The following is a 20,809-nucleotide window of genomic DNA, read 5'->3' as shown; positions in this document are numbered from 1 at the left end:
GTCGCCGTTGCAACGGCGACACGGCGCCCCCGTCACTGCTGCGCGCGCTGACGGAGATACGCGCGGGGATCCGCCTCCTCGCGCTCGCGGCTGGCGTTGTTGATCGGGTCGCTCGACGGCGGCCGGGCCAGCTGCTTGGGCGACTGCCGGTATCCGGTCGGCGGGTCCGTGAGCGTGTCGCGGCTCGGCTCGATGTCGGAGGGCTCGGCGTTGGCGCTCTTGCCCTTGAGCAGCTCGAAGGGGCTGAGCAGGCTGTCGTCGCGGTTGTTGTCGCCGGGCTTGCGCTCGGCGGTGGTCGTCAGGCCCGCGCCGGCGCGGCGCCCGCCGCGCATCTCCTCCACGGACAGCGTCGCGTTGTTGTCGTCGTAGCGGCCCTGGGCCTGGGAGCCCTTGGGATTGCGCCGCTCCACGGCGGCGCGCTCGCGCTCGACGATCTCGGGATCCTTCGGCCAGGCGGTGTTGGTGGAGCGCGCCCGCGGCTGGGGCAGGGCCTTGCCGTCGATCTTGGGCGGCATCACCAGCGGCGGCCGCTCGTGGTAGTCGATCGGATCCTGGCGCTTCTCCAGGAGGCCGATGCCCGACAGGGCGTCGCGCATGAACTCGCCGCGTTCCTGCGCGTGCGCGGCACCGACGACGCAGAGCGGCGCCAGGGCCACCGCGGCGGAGAGGAGGGGACGAAGCCTGCGATGCCCGGTCATGCTGCCTCACGGGTTCCGGACGGGGCGTCCGGCTCTGGGATGGCCGCGGCGCGGCCTGATCCGACAGGTCCCGGCCTGAGGCCGGTTTCCGGCGATCGTATGGCGCCTTGACTGCGTCGCGCCAGGAGGGGGACGCGGCCGGACCTGTGTGTTGCAGGGATCACAGGCGCGGCGCCGGGTCGCCCTGCGGCGGGGACGCCCGGCCCCTGCGGCCGTCCGGGGACAGGCTGTCGAGGATCAGCCCGATCACGCCCGCCACGATCGCCGCGTCGGCGACGTTGAACACGTACCAGGACCAGCCGCCGGCATGCAGGTGGACGAAGTCGAAGACGGCGCCGTAGGCGGCCCGGTCGATGGCGTTGCCGAGCGCGCCCCCGACGATCAGCCCCAGGGCGATCCCGAGGAGCCGCGACGAGGCCCGGCGCATCCAGATCCCGAGGCCGAGGGCGGCGGCCAGCGACAGGGCCACGAGGAGCCAGCGGCCGATCCCGCCCTCCTGCTGGAACAGCCCGTAGGAGACGCCCCGGTTCCAGACCACGACGAAGTCGGCGAAGGGCGCCAGCCGCCAGGGCTGCGTCAGCACGAGGTCGGTGCCGAAATACAGGCCGAGCTTGCTGGCCTGATCGAGAATCAGGGTGAGGACGAGGGCCAGGAGGCCGGCGCGGAAGGGCGTCACGGGTTTCGCGCCCGGCCCGGGGCGGCGCCCCCCGCTCCCCGCTCGCGGAGAGAGGGGGCGGCGGCGGCGCCGACGGCGTGGAACGCCCTCACGCCGCGCTCGCCTCCGGATGCGCCGCGTCCCACTCGCGCAGGGCCTGGGCGTCGCGGGGCGTCACCTCCGGGTAGTCCGGGTCGCTGCCGACCTCCGGGCTGACCCGCCAGGAGCGGGCGCATTTGCGCCCCTCGGCCGGGCTCGGCACCACCGCCACGCCGCGCACCTCGTCGAGGCGGAAGGCCTCGGCCGGGCCCTCGCCCGCCACCACGGTGATGGCCGAGGTGATGCAGGTATCGGCGAAGTCGCAGCCCTCGAGCGCCGCGAGCAGCTCCGGATCCGCCACGTAGACCTGCGGCGCCGCCTCCAGGCTCGCGCCGATCCGCTTGGCCGCGCGCTCGATCTCCAGGGCGCCGGTGACGACGCGCCGGACCCGCCGGATCCTGTGCCAGCGCTCCGCGAGGGCGGGGTCGAGCCAGTCCGTCGGGGTCTCCGGCAGGGTCTGGAGATGCACCGAGCCGTCCTCGGACGGGTAGCGCTCGAGCCACGCCTCCTCGGCCGTGAAGGCCAGCACCGGGGCGAGCCAGATCGTCGCCCGCCGGAAGGCCGCGTCGATCACCTGCAGCGCCGCCCGGCGGCGGACCGACGAGATCGGGTCGCAGTACAGGGCGTCCTTGCGCACGTCGAAGTAGAAGGACGACAGGTCGCCGGTCATGAAGCCGTTGAGCAGCGCCACCACCCGCTTGGTGTCGAAGGTCGCGTAGGCCTCGCGGATCTCGCCGTCGAGCTCGGCCAGCCGGTGCAGGATCAGCCGCTCCAGCTCCGGCATTTCCTGGAACGCAACGTCGTCGCCCTGGACCCGGTGGGCGAGGGAGCCCAGCATCCAGCGCAGGGAGTTCCGGAGCTTCCGGTAGGTCTCCGCGAAGGTCTTGATGATCTCCGGGCCGATGCGGAGGTCGTCGGTGTAGTCGGAGGCCGCGACCCACAGGCGCAGGATGTCGGCGCCCGAATCCTTGATGACGCTCTGCGGCGCGACGACGTTGCCCTTCGACTTCGACATCTTCAGGCCCTTGCCGTCGAGCACGAAGCCGTGGGTGAGGACGATGTCGTAGGGCGCCCGGCCGCGGGTCCCGGCCGATTCGAGCAGCGAGGACTGGAACCAGCCGCGGTGCTGGTCGGAGCCCTCCAGGTACATGACCCGGTCCTGGCCGCCGTCGCGGACGCGCTTCACCCCGGAGAGCCCCGGGAAGGCCTCCGGATCGTCCAGCACGAAGGCGTGGGTCGAGCCGGAATCGAACCAGACGTCGAGGACGTCGGTGACCTTCTCGTAGGCGGCCGGGTCGTGCTCGGGCGCCAGGAAGCGCTCCGCGGCGTCGTCGCGGAACCACGCGTCGGCGCCCTCGGCCGCGAAGGCGTCGCGGATGCGGGCGTTGACGCGCGCGTCCTTGAGGATCTCGGCGGTCTCGCGGTGGACGAAGACGGTGATCGGCACGCCCCAGGCGCGCTGGCGCGAGACCACCCAGTCCGGCCGGTTGGCGACCATCCCGGTGATGCGGTTCTTGCCCTGGGTCGGCACCCACTGGGTGTCGTCGATGCCCTGGAGCGCCACCTCGCGCAGCGTCCGGTTGCCGAGCGAGTCCACCGGTCGGTCCATGGCGATGAACCATTGCGGCGTGTTGCGGAAGATCACCGGCTTCTTGGACCGCCAGGAATGCGGGTACTGGTGGCGCAGCACCCCGCGGGCGATCAGCGCCCCGGCCTCCGTCAGCGCGGCGATGACCGCCTTGTTGGCGTCGCCCTTCTCGCCCTTGGCGGTGAGCACCCGGGTGCCGGTGAAGCCCGGGGCGGCCTCGGTGAGCACGCTGTCGGCGTCGACCGTGTAGGGAATGGTCGCGTCGATGCCGCGCTCGCGCAGCAGCCGGCCGCTCGCCATCCAGAGCTCGAAATCCTCGCGGCCGTGGCTCGGCGCCGTATGGACGAAGCCCGTGCCGGACTCGTCCGTGACGTGGTCGCCGTCGAGCATCGGCACGGCGAAGCCGTAGCCGAGCTTCGCCAGGGGGTGGTCCAGAGTCAGGCCGGCCAGGACTTCCGCGGGAACGTCAGCGACACGCTCAAATCCGCCCTCCGGGACACGGGCGGCCTTGAACACGGTCGCGGCAAGGGAATCGGCGAGCACATAGGTTTCGCCGGGCTTCGCCCAGTTGTCATCCGGCGCCCGTGAGACCCGGTAGAGTCCATAGGCGATCTTCTTCGAATAAGCGACGGCGCGGTTGCCCGGTATGGTCCAGGGAGTGGTCGTCCAGATGACGACGCGTGCACCTGCCAACGCAGCGTTGTTTGGATCGGTCGGAATCGTGCCTGGAACGATGTCTTCGGCAAGAGCGAACTTAATTTCGCGGATCGGAAAAGCACAGAAAATCGTGTCGCTGACGTGCTCCTCGTACTCGACCTCCGCCTCGGCGAGCGCGGTCTTCTCGACCACCGACCACATCACCGGCTTGGAGCCGCGATAGAGCTGGCCGCTCATCGAGAACTTCATCAGCTCGTCGGCGATCACGGCCTCGGCGGGGAACGCCATGGTGGCGTAGGGATGGTCCCAGTCGCCGGTGACGCCGAGGCGCTTGAACTCCTCGCGCTGCACGTCGAGCCACTGGGCCGCGAAGGTCCGGCATTCCTGCCGGAACTCGATCACCGGCACGTCGTCCTTGTTGCGGCCCTTGGCGCGGTACTGCTCCTCGATCTTCCACTCGATCGGCAGGCCGTGACAGTCCCAGCCCGGGACGTAGTTGGCGTCGAAGCCGAGGGCGGTCTGCGAGCGGACCACCACGTCCTTGAGGATCTTGTTGAGCGCGGTGCCGATGTGGATGTTGCCGTTGGCGTAGGGCGGCCCGTCGTGGAGCACGAATTTCGGCCGGTTCTGCCCGCGGGCGCGCAGCGTCCCGTACAGGTCCATCCGCTTCCAGCGCTCGAGGAAGAGCGGCTCGCGCACCGGCAGACCGGCGCGCATCGGGAACTCGGTCTGCGGCAGGAACAGGGTCTTGGAATAGTCGCGGGCGGGCGCGGTCTCGGGGGCGGTCATCGGATCTCGCATCGGCGGTCGGGCCGGCGCAGGGCCGGCGAAGTCGGGTCAGGCGGCAGGAGGATCCCGGACCTCCGCGCGGCCGCGCCGGAGCGGGCCCTCAGGCGGAGGCCGGGCCGGTAATTCGGATCGGGCGGCCGGGGCCGCGCAGGGCGCGCGAAGCGTGCATGGGGCGTTCTCTACCAGCCGCCCCGGCCCGAGGCCAGCGGCAGCGCGGATCACGCGCCCGTGACCGCGGATGGGACCAATCGGCGTCTGAACCGTTGACCGACACACCCTCCGCCCGCCGCGGCGGCGCGGAGCCGACCCAAACCGACTCACGGGAGTAGACCCATGAAGAAGCTTCTGATCGCGACCCTCGCCCTCGCGCCGCTGGCCTACGCGGGCGCCGCGGAGGCCCAGGGCACGGTGCGCGGCGCCCAGCGCGGCGTCGAGGACGGCACGGGTCGGCGCGGCGACCGGCACGGTCGGCGGGGTGCTCGGCACCGATCCGGACCCGGCCCGCCGGGCCCGCGAGAACCGCCGCGAGGAGCGGATGGAGCGCCAGGAGCGTCGCTGAGCGCGCCTCGGCCGCTGACGTTCTGGTGCCAGGTTCCGGCCGGTCGCCTCAGGCGGCCGGCCGCGCCTCCCGGCGGATGGTCTCCTGCGCCAGGAGGTACAGGCCCGATCCGACGACGATCATGGCGCCCGCGACCGTCCAGCGGCTCGGGACGTCGCCGAAGAGCAGGAAGCCCAGCGTCACCGACCACAGCAGCTGCGTGTAGATGAACGGCGCCAGCACGTTGGCCGGGGCCCGGGCATGGGCCATCACCAGCAGCCAGTGGCCCAGCGTCCCGAACAGCGCGACCCCGAACAGCAGCGCCCAGTGGGTCAGGCTCGCCGGGCTGGTCCAGATCCACGGCAGGAGCGGCGCCATCAGCGCGAGCCCCGCGAGGCCGGTGTAGAACATGGTCGTGGCGGTCGAGTCGTAGGCCGCGAGCTTGCGCGTGATGATCGCGTAGAAGGCGTAGACCACGACGTTGGCGACGCAGAGCAGAGCGGCCGGATGCATCCCGCCGACGCCCGGCCGCACGATCACCAGCACGCCCAGGAAGCCGACGCCGATCGCCGCCAGCCGCGCCCGCGACGACCACTCGCCGAGCAGCGGACCGGCGAGCAGCGCCACGGTGAGCGGCGCGGCGAACTGGATCGAGATCGTCTCGGCGAGCTGCAGGTAGCGCAGGGCCAGGAAGTTGAGGGCCGTGGAGGCGAAGAGCAGCAGGGAGCGGGCGATCTGCAGCGGCAGGCGCCGGCTCTTCACGACGCCCGGCGTGCGCACCGGGTTGATGAACAGCGAGATCATGGCGACGCTCGCCGCGTAGCGCATGAAGGTGGTGACCAGCGGGTCGACGCCGGCCCGCGCCAGGGTCTTGCCGCAGGCGTCGAGGCTCGCGAAGAAGGCGACGGCCCCGCACATCAGCGCGATGCCGACGATCCGCCGGCGGCCGGCGAGGTCGGCCTCCGGAGCGGCGCGCGGCGCGGCGCTGTCGTCGGGGACGGAGGTCGCGACCTGCGTGCTCATGCCTGACCAATCTCGGTAGAGGCCGAAATCCCTGCCACGCCCGGCGCCGCGCCGGTATCCGCCGGCGCGCAGGGGAACCATGCAGCCGGCACGGTCGCCCGCGCCGGCGGGGGACTCAGCGCTTCGCCGCGACCTTCTCGGCGACGGGGGCCTTCTCGGCGGAGGCCGTCCTGTTCGCGGTCTTGGCGACCTTCGGCTTGGGCGGCGTCGCGCCGGCGATCAGGGCGGCGAGGTGCGACTGGTCGAGCCCCGCGGCGGCGCGCGCGGGCGCGGCGGGGACGGGCGCCGCCGCGGGGACCGGCGCGGGCGCCAGCGCGGCGGCCCGCTCNGCTCGACCCGGCGCGGCTCGATGGAGCCGGTCGCGGCGGGCTCGGCGAGGCTCGCCGTCGCGACCGCGGGCGCGGCGGACTCGCGCTGCACCCGGAGGGTCCAGTGCGCGGCGGTGGAGAGCGCGGCGATGCCGAGGATCGCCTTGATGCCGCTGGTGAGCAGGGCTCGCATGGTCGTCAGGCCCGAGAGAACGCGGTTACGCGGAACCGGATCCCCGGCCCGGACGCATCATCGCTCCGGAGCGTGAACGAAGCCGCAACGGCCCCGGGCGCCCCTGTCCCGGAACGGGTCAGGGACCCGCGCCCGCGACCCGTCTCGCGGGCGGAATCCGGCGGGAAATCATGTGGGCCATGCGCCGGACCCGCGGTTCCTGTTCCCCGCGCTCCCGACACTCCTGCAGCGACTCGGCCCACTGAGCCTCACAGGAACGGCCCAGAGAACTGGTCCGGACCGCCCCGTCACTGCCGACCCCGCCGCCATGCAGGCCCGAGCGGGCTCGCGAAACCTTCAGGCGCATCGGCCGCTGGGGACAGCCCGTGTAGAGGGTGACAGCCGAGCCGGCAACAGAGGCGGGACCGTTTCCGGGGGCCCGCGGCGATCAGCGCTCCGCCGCGGCCGCGGCGAAGCGCATCAGCGCGGCGATCTCGTCCGCACCGTCCTCGGCGGCGAGGCGGCGGTAGAGCGCGGCGTAGCCGGAGAAGACCTGCCGCCCGGCCGCGTCGGGCCCGAGGAACCCGGCGATCTCCTCCATCTCGGGTGCCCAGCGACAGGCCTTCGGCGCCATGTCGGGCAGGCCCCTGGCGAACCGGGCCAGCAGCGCCGGCTCGTTCTCGGCGAGTTCGGCCAGCAGCGCCGCGCCGGCGCCGGCGCGCGCCGCGGCGCCGATGACGAGAGCGGCGAGCGCCGTCAGGCCTTTGTTGAGGCCGGCATAGCTCATCTTGAGGCTGGAGGCGGCGCCGATATCACCGGGACAGACGCGCAGGTCGAGGCCGAGGTCGCGCAGGACCAGGGCCGGGGCCGTCTCGGCGCCCGAGACGTAGACGCGCGGCCCCTTGGCGCCGGGCTGCGGCGGCAGGCCCAGGATCGCGCCGTCGAGGAACGGCGCGCCGGCGGACGCGACGATCGCGGCGATGCGCCCGACCGTCTCCGGGCTGACGGCGTTGGCGTCGATCCCGTCCAGGGAGGTCAGCACCCGGGCGCCGTGCCCGGCGAGCCGGGCCCCGACGGCGCTGCCCATGGCGCCCGGGGCGATCACCGCGATCGTGGGCACGGGACCCTCCGGGACCCTGGGGATCGCTACCGCAGCGAGCCGCAGAAGCGCTGGATGCGCCGGCAGGCCTCCTCCAGCACCGCGTTCGAGGTCGCGTAGGAGATGCGCAGGTTCGGGCCGAGGCCGAAGGCCGAGCCGTGGACCGCCGCCACGCCCTCGGCCTGGAGCAGCTCCATGACGAAGTCCTCGTCGGTCTCGATGGTCTTGCCGGCTTCCGTCTTCTTGCCGATCAGCGCCGCGCAGGACGGGTAGACGTAGAACGCGCCCTCCGGCGTCGGGCAGGTCAGCCCGTTGGTCTGGTTGAGCATCGACACGACGAGGTCGCGCCGGCCCTGGAAGGCGGCCCGGAACGTGGCGAGGTGGTCCTGCGGCCCGTCCAGGGCGGCGACCGCGGCCCATTGCGCGATCGTGCTGGCGCCGGAGGTCTGCTGGCCCTGCACGAAATCCATCGCCTTGATGAGCTTCTCCGGCCCGGCCGCGTAGCCGATGCGCCAGCCGGTCATGGCGTAGCCCTTCGAGACGCCGTTCATGGTCAGCGTCCGCTCGATGAGCTGCGGCTCGACCTGGGCCGGCGTGACGAACTCGAAGTCGCCGTAGGTCAGGTGCTCGTAGATGTCGTCGGTGAGGATGTGGACGTCCGGGTAGCGGAGCAGCACGTCGGTGAGCGCCTTCATCTCGGCGCGGGAATAGGCCGCGCCCGACGGGTTCGAGGGCGAGTTGAGGACGATCCACTTGGTCTTCGGGGTCAGCACCCGGTCGAGCTCTTCCGGCTGGAGCTTGAAGCCGGTGGCCATGTCGGTGTCGGCGAAGACCGGCGTGCCGCCGCACAGCCCGACCATCTCCGGGTAGGACACCCAGTAGGGGCGGGGGATCACCACCTCGTCGCCGGGGTTCAGCGTGGCCAGGAACGCGTTGTACAGCACCTGCTTGCCGCCGGTGCCCACGATGGTCTGCGAGACCGCGTAGTCGAGCCCGTTCTCGCGCTTGAACTTGCGCACGATCGCCTCGCGCAGGGGCACGATGCCGGAGACCGGCGGGTAGCGGGTCTCGTTGCGGTGGATCGCCGCGATCGCCGCCTGCTTGATGTGCTCGGGCGTATCGAAATCCGGCTCGCCCACCGACAGGCTGATGACGTCGACGCCGGAGGCCTTCAGGTCCCGGGCCTTCTGGGTCATCACGATGGTCGCGGACGGCTTCACCCGCGAGAGGACGTCGGCGAGGAGAGCCATGGCGTGCGGTGCTCCGGATTGTCAGGGGCGAGGGTGCCCGAGCGCCGCCCGTTTCGCGGCGCGGCGGACCCTAGGCCCGGGACGCTGAGCCGGCAAGGCGGTGCGCAGCACGCAGTCGACGCGCGCGCCCGGCGCGCCGTGCAGGGCTCGCCTGCGCGGCCGCCCTCGCTTTGCGGGATCGTCGTTACCAGATCCTGCCCATGACCCCGCTCTCCGTCCTCGACCTCTCCTTCGTCAGCGCCGATTCGACCCCGGCGCAGGCCCTGCACGACACCCTGGCGCTCGCCCGCCACGTCGATAACCTCGGCTACCGGCGCTACTGGCTCGCCGAGCACCACGCGCTGCCCAACGTGGCGAGCCCGGCCCCCGAGATCATGATCGGCCAGATCGCCGCCGCGACCCGCACCCTGCGGGTCGGTTCCGGCGGGATCATGCTGCCGAACCACGCGCCGCTGATGGTGGCCGAGCGCTTCCGGGTGCTGGAGGCCCTGTTCCCCGGCCGGATCGACCTGGGTCTCGGCCGCGCGCCCGGCACGGACGGAATCACCGCGCGGGCGCTGCGCCGCCGGGAAGCGCCGGGAGAGGGCGGCCACGGGGGCGGGGACGATTTCCTCGACCGCCTGCAGGAATTGCTGTTCTGGGACGGCGGCTTCCCGGAGGGGCACCCGTTCGCGCGGATCGCGGCGAGCCCGGCGGGGGTGCCGCTGCCGCCGATCTTCCTGCTCGGCTCCTCCGACTACAGCGCCCGGCTCGCCGCCGAGATCGGCTGCGGCTTCGGCTTCGCGCAGCACTTCTCCGGGATGCCCGCGGAGCCGCCGATGCTCGACTACCGGAACCGGTTCCGGCCGACGCGGCTCGGCGCGAAGCCCCACGCGGTCCTGGCTGTGGCGGCGGTCTGCGCCGCCACGGACGCGGAGGCCGAGCGGCTCGCCTCCAGCGCGCGGCTGGCGACTCTGCGGCGGGAGCGCGGCGAGTACCGGCCGCTGCCGAGCCTCGCCGAGGCGCTGGCCTACCCGTATTCCGACGGCGAGCGGATGCAGATCGAGCGCGGCCGCGACCGCCTGCACGTGGGCGGCCCCGAGACCCTGCGGGCCCGGCTCGCCGAGATGGTCCAGCGCACGCAGGCCGACGAGCTGATGATCGTCTCGGCCATCCCCGACCAGGCGGCGCGGCACGACTCCTACGCGCTGCTGGCGCGGGCCTGGGGGCTCGGCGCCGCCTCACAGGCGGCCTGACACCGGGAGATGTCAGGGTTCCCGATGGGCTCAGCCCCAAGGGGGGGTGTCGGGGTGAAACCCCGACGAACGGGTCATGAGCCCCCTCCCGGGTGCCCGCAACCCGTTTCGCAGGGCTCTGCCCTGCACCCGCGAAAGGTCCCGGACCTTTTGGAACGCGGATTTCAGCGCCCGAACAGGCGCCCGAGGCGGGCGAGGAACCCGCCCCCGTCCGCGGGCTTGGCGCCGGGCGTCGCCGCCTGCGCGGCCCCCGCCTTCGGCGCCAGGACCAGTCCGAGGGCCGCCGTGTCGGTGGTCTCGCGGTCGATCAGGATCAGGCTGCCGGTCTCGCGGTTCTCCGCGTAGGCGTCCACCGCCACCGGCCGGTCGAGGCGGAGCGCCACGTCCGCGATGTCGTTGGCCGACAGGCGCTCGGCCGGGCCGGGCTTGCCGGTCTCGGGGTCGATGCGCGAGACGATCCGCTCCACGGTCGCGGTGACGGTGGCGGTGCCGATCTTGGCGAACAGGCTCGCGCCCGGGCTCAGATCGGTCTCGGCCGCCCAGAACAGGCGCGCGTCGAGGGTCTCGGTGACCCGCATCGGCGCGTCGGTGGCCACGATCACCTGACCGCGGGAGGCGTCGATCTGGTCGGCGAGCACCAGCGTCACCGACTCGTCCTCGCCGGCCTCGGGCAGGTCGCCGTCGGCGGTGTAGATCCGCGCCACCGTGGAGGTCCGGCCGGAGGGCTGGACCGTCACCGAGTCGCCCGGGCGCACCCGGCCGCTGGCGATCCGGCCGCTGTAGCCGCGGAACTCGGAATTGGGCCGGTTGACCCACTGCACCGCCATCCGGAACGGCGCGTTGAGCGCCTCGGCGCGGACCGGCACGGTCTCCAGGTAGGTGAGCAGCGGACCACCCGTGTACCAGGGCGCCGCGATACCCGGCTCGACGACGTTGTCGCCGTTCTTGGCCGAGAGCGGGATCGCCTTGACCTCAGCGAAATTCAGCCCCCGGGCGAAGTCCGAGAAGCCCGCCACGATGCCGTCGAAGGTGCCCTGCGCCCAGCCGGCGAGGTCCATCTTGTTCACCGCCAGCACGACTCGGCGGATCCCGAGATTCGAGACGAGCAGCGCGTGGCGCCGGGTCTGCCGGGTCAGGCCCTGGCGGGCGTCGACCAGGATCACCGCCACGTCCGCCGTCGAGGCGCCGGTGGCCATGTTGCGGGTGTACTGCTCGTGGCCGGGGGTGTCGGCCACGATGAAGGAGCGCTTGTCGGTGGAGAAGAACCGGTAGGCGACGTCGATGGTGATGCCCTGCTCGCGCTCGGCCTGGAGACCGTCCACCAGCAGGGCGAGGTCCATCTCCTGCCCCTGGGTCCCGTGCTTGCGCGAATCCCGCTGCAGCGCCGAGATCTGGTCGTCGAAGATCTGCTTGGTGTCGTGCAGGAGCCGCCCGATCAGGGTCGACTTGCCGTCATCCACCGAGCCGCAGGCGATGAAGCGCAGCACCGCCTTGTTGCGGTGGGCGGTCAGGAACGCCGCGTAGCCGGAGGCCCGGTCGGTGAAGGCCGTGGGAGCCTGGTGGAGCGTCATCAGAAATAGCCCTCCTGCTTCTTGCGCTCCATGGCGCCGGCCCCGTCCTTGTCGATCACCCGGCCCTGGCGCTCCGAGGTGCGGGCGGCGAGCGTCTCGCCGATGATCTCGGGCAGCGTCGCGGCGTCGCTCTCCACCGCGCCGGTCAGCGGGTAGCAGCCGAGCGTGCGGAAGCGGACGAGGCGCTGCTGCGGGGTCTCGCCGGGCGCGAGCGGCAGGCGCTCGTCGTCGACCATGATCAGCTGGCCGTCGCGCTCCACGACCGGCCGCTCCTTGGCGAAGTAGAGCGGCACGATCGGAATGTTCTCCTGCTCGATGTAGAGCCAGATGTCGAGTTCGGTCCAGTTCGACAGCGGGAAGACCCGCAGGGACTCGCCGCGCTTCTTCTTGAGATTGTAGAGGTGCCAGGGCTCGGCGCGCTGGCGCTTCGGGTCCCAGCGGTGCTGCGCGGTCCGGAGCGAGATGATCCGCTCCTTGGCGCGGCTCGCCTCCTCGTCGCGGCGGGCGCCGCCGAAGGCCGCGTCGAACTTGTGCTGGTCGAGCGCCTGCCGCAGGGCCTGCGTCTTCATCACGTCGGTGTGGACCTCCGAGCCGTGGCTCACAGGGCCGACGCCGCGGGCGAGCCCGTCCGGGTTGGTGTGGACCAGGAGGTCGAGGCCGAGTTCCTTGGCGCGGGCGTCGCGGAAGGCGATCATCTCGCGGAACTTCCACGTCGTGTCGACGTGGAGCAGCGGGAACGGCAGCCGCCCGGGCGCGAAGGCCTTCAGCGCCAGGTGCAGCAGGACCGAGGAATCCTTGCCGATCGAGTAGAGCATCACCGGGTTCTCGGTCTCGGCGACCGTCTCCCGGAAGATGTGGATGGCCTCGGCCTCCAGCCGCTTGAGGTGGCTGAGGCGGTCGGCGGTCTGTGCGGACGCGGGGGCGCTCGGCTGCACGGCGGCGGCGAGGGCGGCGTTCATCGGGCGAACTCCGGCTGGCGGGCGGTCTGATTCGGGGTAGCCTCGAAAGGAGGCTCGAAGGCGGCGGGCTCGAGGATCGCGGGTTCCTGGCCGGGCTGCACCGACGCGCCGGGGCGTCCGACGTGCAGGCCGCATTCCTTCTTGTCTTCCTGCTCCCACCACCAGCGGCCGGCGCGCTCGGGCTCGCCGAGCTTCACGGCCCGGGTGCAGGGGGCGCAGCCGATCGACGGGAAGCCGCGATCGTGCAGGACGTTGTAGGGCACGAAATTGTCGCGCACGAAGCGATCGACCTGCTCGCGCGACCAGTCGGCCAGCGGGTTCAGCTTGATCAGGCCGCGCGCGGCGTCGAACGCGGCGAGCGGCGTCTCGGCGCGGTTGGCCGACTGGCCGGCCCGCAGCCCGGTGAGCCAGCCGCTCGCGCCTGCGAGCGCGCGGCCCAGCGGCTCGACCTTGCGGAAGCCGCAGCAGGCCTGGCGCGCCGCGACCGACCGCCGGAAGCCGTTGATGCCCTCGGTCCGAACGAAATCCTCCGCGGCCGCGCGCTCGGGCGCGTAGGCGGTGATCCGGATGCCGTAGGCCGATTCGGTCTCGGTCCAGGTGTCGTAGGTCTCGGCGAAGAGACGGCCGGTATCGAGGGTGACGATCTCGACGCGCCCGTCGGCGAGCCCCTCGGCGAGCCTGGCCATGGCCAGGGCGTGGGTGAGCGCCTGGTCCTCGACCCCGAGGCTCGTCGTGAAGACGAGGCGGCCGGGGATCTCGGTGGCGATCAGGTGGAGGCGGCCTGGAAGGTCGAGCCCGGACAGCCGCTCCGCGAGGGAGTCGGCCGTCTGTCGGTCCGGACGGGTCATCGCGCCATGTCCCGGGGTTCGCGTGGTGGAAAGGCCACGGCCAGCGCCGTGCCTGTTGTCGGACGGTCGAAATGTTCGCTATACCGAACGAAGTCAAGGCGCCCCGGCGCGCTCGACCGGGTCGGACCCGCGGTTCGGCGTGCGGTTGCGCACAGCTCCCGGCGCGGGCAGCATGGGCCCGAGGTAAAAGATTCTTCTCACCGGTGCCGGTAGACACGTATATGCGCTCGCGCCTCGCGGGCGGCGGAAGCCCACGGAGACAGCTTTGGACGCGATCGATCTGAAGATTCTCGCCCTGCTGCAGACGGACGCCACGCTCTCCATCGCGGCGATCGGCGAGCGCGTGGGCCTGTCGCAGACCCCGTGCTGGAAGCGCATCCAGAAGCTCGAGGCCGACGGGGTCATCGACCGGCGCGTCGCGGTGCTCGATCCGGTGAAGCTCGGCCTCGGGCTGACCGTGTTCGTCTCCATCGAGACCGCGGACCATTCCCAGGAGTGGCTGCAGCGCTTCGCCGCAACCGTCTCGGCCATGCCGGAGGTGCTCGAGTTCTACCGGATGGCCGGCGACGTGGACTACATGCTGCGGGTCGTCGTCGCCGACATGCAGGCCTATGACAGCTTCTACAAGCACCTCATCGCGGTGCTGCCGCTCAAGAACGTCACCTCCCGCTTCGCCATGGAGAAGGTGAAGTCCACCACGGCCCTGCCGCTGCCGGCGCCGCCCAAGAACGGGCGGCACCTGCCGGGGACTGCCCCCGTCCTCGCCGTGGTTGGAGAATGATGTTCTCTTTTTTCGCAGCGCAGCGAACGTGATCTCCTAAACTCCGCCCGTTCTGCAAAAAGAACGTTTCTCGATTGACACCGGCCGCGCCGGCCCCGACATGGTCCCGTAATGTCCCGCCAGAATCTCCTCCCGCGCACCGCCCCGTTCGGGGACGGCGAGCGCGCCAGCCTCGACGCGGTGCTCGGCACCGCGAGCCCCACGCAGCGCGCGTGGCTCGCCGGCTTCCTGGCCGGGCTCGACGCCGCGGGCGGGCNGCCCCGCCCAAGGCCGCCGCGCCGCTGACGGTGATCTACGCCAGCGAGTCGGGGAATTCCGAGGCGCTCGCCGGCAACGTCGCCAAGCTCGCGCGCAAGCAGGGCTTCAAGCCGAAGGTCGTGGATTTCGCCGATCTCGACCTCGCGACCCTGCCCAAGGCCGGCAAGCTGATCGCGATCGCGGCCACCTGGGGCGAGGGCGAGCCGCCGGCCCGGGCCGTGCGGGCCTACGGCGAGCTGATGGGGGAGGGCGCCCCGCGCCTCGACGGCGTCGAGTTCGCGGTGCTGTCGCTCGGCGACACCTCCTACGCGGAGTTCTGCGCCATCGGGAAGGCGCTGGACGCGCGCTTCGAGGCCCTGGGCGGCAAGCGCATGGCCGAGCGCGCCGACCTCGACCTCGACTTCGAGAAGCCGGCCGCCGACTGGATCAAGGGCGCGCTGAAGGCGCTCGCCCCGGCCGAGCAGCCCGACAACGTCGTGGCGGTGGACTTCGCCCGCGCCGGGGCCGGCGAGGACGACGAGGCCGAGCCGAGCCGCGAGCCCCTGGTGGTCGAGGTCGTCGAGCACGTGAACCTCAACTCCTCGCGCTCCGACAAGGAGACGATCCACCTCGCGCTGGCCTTCGAGGACGGCGCGCCGGCCTACGAGCCGGGCGATTCGCTGGAGATCTTCCCCGAGAACGACCCGCAGCTGGTGGACGAGATCCTGAACGCCGCGGGTCTCGCGGGCGACGAGGCCCTGCGCGGGGCCCTGCTCGCCGAGCGGGACATCACCACGCTGTCGGCCGCCACGATCGAGCGGTTCGTGAAGGCCACCGGCCACGCGGACGCGCAGAAACTCGTCGACAGCGGCGAGGCCAAGGCCTGGATCGAGGGCCGGCACCTGATCGACCTGCTGGAGACCTACCCGGCCAAGCTCACGGCCGAGCACATCGGCACCATCACCCGGCCGCTGCCGCCGCGGGCCTACTCGATCGCCTCCTCGCGCAAGGAGGTGGGCGACGAGGTCCACCTCGCCATCGCTGCGGTGCGCTACGAGACCCACGGCCGGGCCCGCGCGGGCGTCGCCTCGGTCCACGTCGCCGACCGGATCCGCGACGGCGCCAAGCTGCGGGTGCGGCTGAAGCCGAACCGCCACTTCCGCCTGCCGCAGGATCCGGCCACCGACATCATCATGGTCGGGCCGGGCACCGGCGTCGCGCCGTTCCGGGCCTTCGTGCAGGAGCGCCGGGCCGTGGAAGCCCCCGGGCGGTCGTGGCTGTTCTTCGGCGACCGGCACTTCACCCACGACTTCCTGTACCAGCTCGAGTGGCAGGACGCCCTGGAGGACGGGTCGCTCACGAAGATCGACGTGGCCTTCTCGCGGGACCAGCCGGAGAAGGTCTACGTGCAGGACCGGATCACCCAGCACGCGCGGGAGCTGGTCTCCTGGCTGGACGGGGGCGCGCATCTCTACGTCTGCGGCGATGCCAAGGCCATGGCCAAGGACGTGCGGGCCGCTCTGGTGAAGGCCTACGAGACCGCCAAATCCTTGAGCGCCGCCGACGCGGAAGCACAGGTCGCGGCGCTGGAGCGCAGCCACCGCTACCAGCAGGACGTTTACTAACAGGCCGGCCTTCCGAGGCCGCAGGATCGAGATTGCAGCGGAGCAGGATGGGGCACGGGAGAGGGAGACCGTCGCGGATCCCGCCCCCTTCCGTGAGCCGGCCCAGTCCCGCTCGGCACCCGCCCCTGATGCGAGGCGCGGGCAACGCGTTCAGACAGACGGATTCACCCCATGGACGACCACAGCCCCCGCGACGCCGCCGAGACCCCGGCCTCCAGCGCGCCTTCGGCACCGGCCAAGCGCGTCTACGAGACCCCGCCGACCGCGCGGCCGATCACCGATGCCGAGGCCGCCCGCGCGGCCCAGCTCGCGGCGAACGAGCACATCAAGATCGCCAGCGGCTACCTGCGCGGGACGCTCGCGGACGGGCTGCTGAAGCACGCCACCGGGGCGATCTCGGAGGATGACGGGCAGCTCGTGAAGTTCCACGGGATGTACCTGCAGGACGACCGCGACCTGCGCCCCGAGCGGACCAAGAAGAAGCTCGACAAGGCCTACAGCTTCATGATCCGCCTGCGCATCGCCGGCGGCGTCATCACCCCGAAGCAGTGGCTGATCCTCGACGACATCGCCCGGACCTACGCGGGCGGGGCGCTGCGCGCGACCACGCGCCAGACCTTCCAGTACCACGGCGTGATCAAGTCGAACCTGAAGCGCACGATGGCGGCGATCGACGGCGCGCTGCTCGACACGATCGCGGCCTGCGGCGACGTCAACCGCAACGTCATGGCGGCGACGAACCCGGCCCAGGCCGGCGCCCACAGGGCCGCCTACCAGCTCGCCAAGGACATCTCCGACTCGCTGCTGCCCAAGACCAGCGCGTGGCGCGAGATCTGGCTCGACGGCGAGCGCGTGGTCGGCGGCGAGGAGGAGGCCGAGGTCGAGCCGGTCTACGGCCGGACCTACCTGCCGCGGAAGTTCAAGACCGTCGTGGCGGTGCCGCCCTCCAACGAGGTCGACATCTTCGCCCACGACCTCGGCTTCATCGCGATCCTCGACAAGAAGAACCAGGTCACCGGCTGGAACGTGACGGTGGGCGGCGGCATGGGCATGACCCACGGCGAGCCCGACACCTTCCCGCGCACCGCCGACGTGATGGGCTTCGTGAAGCCCGAGGACGCCCTGAAGGTCGCGGAAGCCGTGATGACGGTCCAGCGCGACTGGGGCAACCGCAAGAACCGCAAGAACGCCCGGCTCAAGTACACGATCGAGCGCTACGGCCTCGACGCCTTCCGGGCCGAGGTCGAGAAGCGGATCGGCAAGACGCTCGGCGCGCCCGAGCCCTTCGCCTTCACGGGCAACGGCGACCGCTACGGCTGGGTCGAGGGCGACGACGGCCGCCACCACCTGACGCTCTACGTGCCCTCGGGCCGGATCAAGGACATCGACGGCGGCCCGCAGCTCCTCTCGGGCCTGCGCCGCATCGCCGAGGTCCACCAGGGCGATTTCCGCCTCACCGGCAACCAGAACGTCATCATCGCCAACGTCCCGGCCGAGAAGCGGGCCGAGATCGACGCGCTGGTCGACGAGTACGGCCTGACCCGGGGCGCCAGCGCGCTCCGGCGCAGCTCGCTGGCCTGCGTGGCCCTGCCGACCTGCGGCCTCGCACTCGCCGAGAGCGAGCGCTACCTGCCGGACCTGATGACCGAGCTGGAGGAGAGCCTCGCGTCCCACGGGCTGGCCGAGGAGGAGATCACGATCCGCTCGACCGGCTGCCCGAACGGCTGCGCCCGGCCGTTCATCTCCGAGATCGGCCTCGTGGGCCGCGGCCCCGAACGCTACCACCTCTATCTCGGCGCCGCCCATGACGGCTCGCGGCTCAGCAAGCTCTACAAGGAGGATGTTGCAGCCTCCGAGATCCGCGACACCCTCGACCCGCTCTTCGCCGACTACGCGAAGGGCCGGCAGCCGGGCGAGCATTTCGGCGACTACCTGATCCGCGCCGGCCACGTGGCCCGCACCACCAACGGCCCGGACTTCCACGAGCGGACCGGCGCCCTCAAGCCGGCCGCGCTCGGCTGACCCGGGCGGCGCGTCCGGGGAGGCTCCCGGACGCGCCGGGACGATGAGCCCGCGGCGGCGCGGCCGCGCGCCGGCCCGGCCGCCGTCCCCATCGCGCGTCGGATCCGGCGCGCGGTACGCCGGCCGGTCCGCGATCCCCCCTCACGCGGGCCGGCCGTTCTCCCGGGCGATCCCGCGCGATCGCCCGACGGACACGAGGCCGTGAGTCGGCCTGCCTACGGCGCCCGTCCCGGGACCAGCCGGTTGCGAAGCCCAGCATCGCACACGCCAAAGTTGGTAGCTTTGAACGACTTCAAAGCACTGCCCATAGAATCGTGCCTTCCGCGCAACAACCGGGCACCGGTTGCGCGCGTCACCCGCCGCTTTCGCGATCGGCGTTGAGAAAAGACGGCGTTTGCAATCTAGAAATACGTCATCGCGCCGATACGCCGCTCTTGAGAACGATTTTAAATCATGCCCGTCGCCCGGATCGACGTCGTCGATCGCATCAAATACTGCCGGTCGCGCCCGAATCTCTGCAGGACTGGACTCGCAACGTCGCTCCTTCTGCTTGCGCCGACAGAGATCCGCGCGCAATCTGAGCCCGCCGCTGACGAGGTTGTTCTCTCGGAACTCAGTGTTGCGGGCACGGGCCCCGTCAGCGAGCGGGCCGACGGTCCCGTCGTCGGCTACCGGGCGACGCGCTCGGCGACCGCCACGCGCACCGACACGCTGGTGCGCGACTCGCCGCAATCGATCAACGTCGTGCCCCGCTCGGTGATCACCGATCAGCAGGATCTGCGGCTCACCGATGCCGTGACCAACGTCAGCAACGTGGTTCTCGGCAGCACGGTGCAGGGCCGGTCGCAGAACTACCTGATCCGCGGCTTCTCCACGCAGGTCTTCGCCGTCGACGGCGTGCTGGTCGACCCGGCCATCAACTTCTACCCGGTGACGCGCGACCTCGTGGATGCCGAGCGCGTCGAGGTGATCAAGGGGCCGGCATCCGTGCTGTTCGGCCGGGGAGACCCCGGCGGCGTCATCAACATCGTGACCCGCCGGCCGACCTTCGAGCCCACGGCCGACGCGAGCGTGCAGGGCGGCAGCTTCGGCTTCCGGCGCTTCCAGGGCTCCGTGTCCAGCGCGCTGCCCGCCGTCGAGGGACTCGCCGCGCGTCTCAGCTTCGCCGCCCAGGAGGATCCGACCTTCCGCAATTACGGCGGCGACACCAACCGGCGCGTCTTCGTCGCGCCGGCCCTCAGCTGGACGCCGAGCGCCGACACCCGGGTCTACGTGAACTCGGAATTCACCAACCAGAACACCCAGTACGACGAGGGGCTGGTGGCCTTCCGCGGCCGCGTCCCTCTCGACAATATCGGCCGGTTCTACGGTGAGCCGTCCTCGCGCTACTTCGGCGCCTTCAACACGATCACCCTGCGGGCCGAGCACGACGTCAACGAGAACCTGACGCTCCGGCAGGTCATCGCCGGGCAATGGGGTACGTTCGACGTGTTCGCCGCCCGTGCCCTAGCGGTCAACAATGCCGGCACGCTGCTGACCCGGCGGGAGGCCACGGTCAACTCGCGCTTCGCCGCGGTCGACAGCCAGACCGAGGCCGTGATGAAGTTCGACACCTTCGGCTTCGCCCATACGGCGCTCCTCGGATTCGAGTACTCGAACGGCTTCCGCCACGCCTTCTCCCAGCAGGGCAACCTCGCCCCGGTCAGCTTCCTCAACCCGATGTTTGGCGCGGCCTTCCAGCCGCTCCAGTTCCAGGCCGACCTGAAGCAGAAGCTGGAGGTGTTCGGACTCTACGCCCAGGACCAGATCGTGCTGGCGCCGGGCCTGCAGCTCGTCGTCGGGGCACGGTTCGATCTCGGCAGCCAGTACTATTTCAACCGCCAGCCGGCCTCGCGGACCCAGCCGCCCGAGCAGACCCTGTTCGGTGCCTCGCCGCGGGTGGGGCTGATCTACCGGCCGTTCGAGCCGCTGACCTTCTACGCGAGCTACGCCACGTCGTTCCTGCCGCAGACCGCCAGCGTGCTGAACGTGGCGAACCCCCCGCCCAGCACGGGCGAGCAGGTCGAGGCCGGCACCCGGGTCGATCTCACGCCCGGCCTGACCCTGAGCGCGGCCGCCTTCCAGATCGTCCGGGACAACGTCGCGGCCACCGACCCGCGCAATCCCACCTTCTCGGTCATCACCGGCCAGCAGCGGTCGCGGGGTGTCGAAGCCGACCTGGCCGGCGAGATCCTGCCCGGCTGGAACGTCATCGGCAGTGTCGGCCTGATCGACGCGCGGATCACCAAGGACACGACCTTCGCGGTCGGCAACCGGCTCACCGGCGTGCCGGTGTTCAGCGGCAGCCTGTGGTCGACCTACGCGTTCCAGGAAGGCCCTCTGCGCGGGCTCGGGCTCGGCTTCGGCGTCACCCATGTCGGCCGGCGCTACGGCGACCTCGACAACAGCTTCACCGTGGGCGCCTACAACCGGCTCGACGCGCTCGTGTACTACGATTTCGACGCCCACTGGCGCCTGTCGGTGAACATGCGCAACCTGACGAACGTGCGCTACATCGAGGCGCCGACCAACGCGACCAACAACACCCCCGGGGCGCCGTTCACGGTTCTGGCGACGATCACCGCGCGGCTCTGACAGGCCGAAACCCGCGCGGCG

General features: G+C 71.6%; 13 protein-coding genes and 1 pseudogene. 5 read left to right on the top strand and 9 right to left on the bottom strand.

Annotated elements, in window-relative coordinates:
• Positions 1–32: 32 nt before the first annotated feature.
• The 6 genes from MMR14E_RS08975 to MMR14E_RS08945 all read right to left on the bottom strand — a co-directional run bounded on the left by MMR14E_RS08975 (position 33) and on the right by MMR14E_RS08945 (position 8,876).
• Entirely contained in the window at positions 33–698 is a 666-nt protein-coding gene (locus MMR14E_RS08975; RefSeq protein ID WP_331313771.1) for a hypothetical protein, read from the bottom strand.
• A 160-nt stretch (positions 699–858) separates the two neighbouring features.
• A complete protein-coding gene (gene lspA, locus MMR14E_RS08970) occupies positions 859–1,374 on the bottom strand; it encodes a signal peptidase II (protein WP_331313770.1) in 516 nt (171 codons plus the stop codon).
• Positions 1,375–1,462: 88 nt separating this feature from the next.
• A complete protein-coding gene (ileS, locus tag MMR14E_RS08965; protein WP_331313769.1) occupies positions 1,463–4,486 on the bottom strand; it encodes an isoleucine--tRNA ligase in 3,024 nt (1,007 codons plus the stop codon).
• 607 nt (positions 4,487–5,093) lie between these two features.
• Positions 5,094–6,047: a DMT family transporter gene (locus MMR14E_RS08960; RefSeq protein ID WP_056523381.1), complete on the bottom strand. Its 954-nt coding sequence runs from the start codon at positions 6,045–6,047 to the stop codon at positions 5,094–5,096.
• A gap of 928 nt (positions 6,048–6,975) precedes the next feature.
• Positions 6,976–7,647: a DUF1932 domain-containing protein gene (locus MMR14E_RS08950; protein WP_331313767.1), complete on the bottom strand. Its 672-nt coding sequence runs from the start codon at positions 7,645–7,647 to the stop codon at positions 6,976–6,978.
• 26 nt (positions 7,648–7,673) lie between these two features.
• The gene (locus MMR14E_RS08945) at positions 7,674–8,876 is read right to left on the bottom strand and encodes a pyridoxal phosphate-dependent aminotransferase (RefSeq protein ID WP_331313766.1); all 1,203 of its coding nucleotides are present in this window, start codon (positions 8,874–8,876) and stop codon (positions 7,674–7,676) included.
• A 200-nt stretch (positions 8,877–9,076) separates the two neighbouring features.
• On the opposite strand from MMR14E_RS08945, the gene MMR14E_RS08940 reads away from it, so the two are divergent.
• Positions 9,077–10,111, top strand: a complete 1,035-nt coding sequence (locus MMR14E_RS08940) for an LLM class flavin-dependent oxidoreductase (protein WP_331313765.1) — start codon at positions 9,077–9,079, stop codon at positions 10,109–10,111.
• A 164-nt stretch (positions 10,112–10,275) separates the two neighbouring features.
• On the opposite strand, the gene cysN is transcribed toward MMR14E_RS08940, so the two are convergent.
• The 3 genes from cysN to MMR14E_RS08925 are packed head-to-tail and all read right to left on the bottom strand — an operon-like array spanning position 10,276 to position 13,489.
• Entirely contained in the window at positions 10,276–11,682 is a 1,407-nt protein-coding gene (cysN, locus tag MMR14E_RS08935; RefSeq protein ID WP_331313764.1) for a sulfate adenylyltransferase subunit CysN, read from the bottom strand.
• A complete protein-coding gene (cysD, locus tag MMR14E_RS08930; protein WP_331313763.1) occupies positions 11,682–12,641 on the bottom strand; it encodes a sulfate adenylyltransferase subunit CysD in 960 nt (319 codons plus the stop codon). The genes cysN and cysD overlap by 1 nt, the downstream gene beginning before the upstream one ends.
• Positions 12,638–13,489: a phosphoadenylyl-sulfate reductase gene (locus MMR14E_RS08925; protein WP_331313761.1), complete on the bottom strand. Its 852-nt coding sequence runs from the start codon at positions 13,487–13,489 to the stop codon at positions 12,638–12,640. Before MMR14E_RS08925 ends, cysD begins: the two co-directional genes overlap by 4 nt.
• A gap of 265 nt (positions 13,490–13,754) precedes the next feature.
• Here MMR14E_RS08925 and MMR14E_RS08920 point away from each other — a divergent pair, with 265 nt between their 5' ends.
• From MMR14E_RS08920 to MMR14E_RS08905, 4 genes and pseudogenes are all read left to right on the top strand, one after another.
• On the top strand, positions 13,755–14,270 hold the full coding sequence (locus tag MMR14E_RS08920) for an Lrp/AsnC family transcriptional regulator (protein WP_010686224.1): 516 nt from the start codon (positions 13,755–13,757) through the stop codon (positions 14,268–14,270).
• A 111-nt stretch (positions 14,271–14,381) separates the two neighbouring features.
• A pseudogene (locus tag MMR14E_RS08915) lies at positions 14,382–16,132 on the top strand (diflavin oxidoreductase).
• A gap of 171 nt (positions 16,133–16,303) precedes the next feature.
• The gene (locus MMR14E_RS08910) at positions 16,304–18,154 is read left to right on the top strand and encodes an NADPH-dependent assimilatory sulfite reductase hemoprotein subunit (RefSeq protein WP_331313760.1); all 1,851 of its coding nucleotides are present in this window, start codon (positions 16,304–16,306) and stop codon (positions 18,152–18,154) included.
• Positions 18,155–18,607: 453 nt separating this feature from the next.
• Positions 18,608–20,788 (top strand): TonB-dependent siderophore receptor, encoded by a 2,181-nt coding sequence (locus MMR14E_RS08905; protein ID WP_331313759.1) that lies wholly within the window; start codon positions 18,608–18,610, stop codon positions 20,786–20,788.
• Positions 20,789–20,809 lie beyond the last annotated feature (21 nt).

The sequence above is a fragment of the Methylobacterium mesophilicum genome (assembly GCF_036441335.1).
Taxonomy (GTDB): Bacteria; Pseudomonadota; Alphaproteobacteria; order Rhizobiales; family Beijerinckiaceae; genus Methylobacterium; species Methylobacterium mesophilicum_B.
The sequence above is the reverse complement of the archived record's forward strand: the minus strand, read 5'-3'. Positions and strand labels throughout refer to the sequence as shown.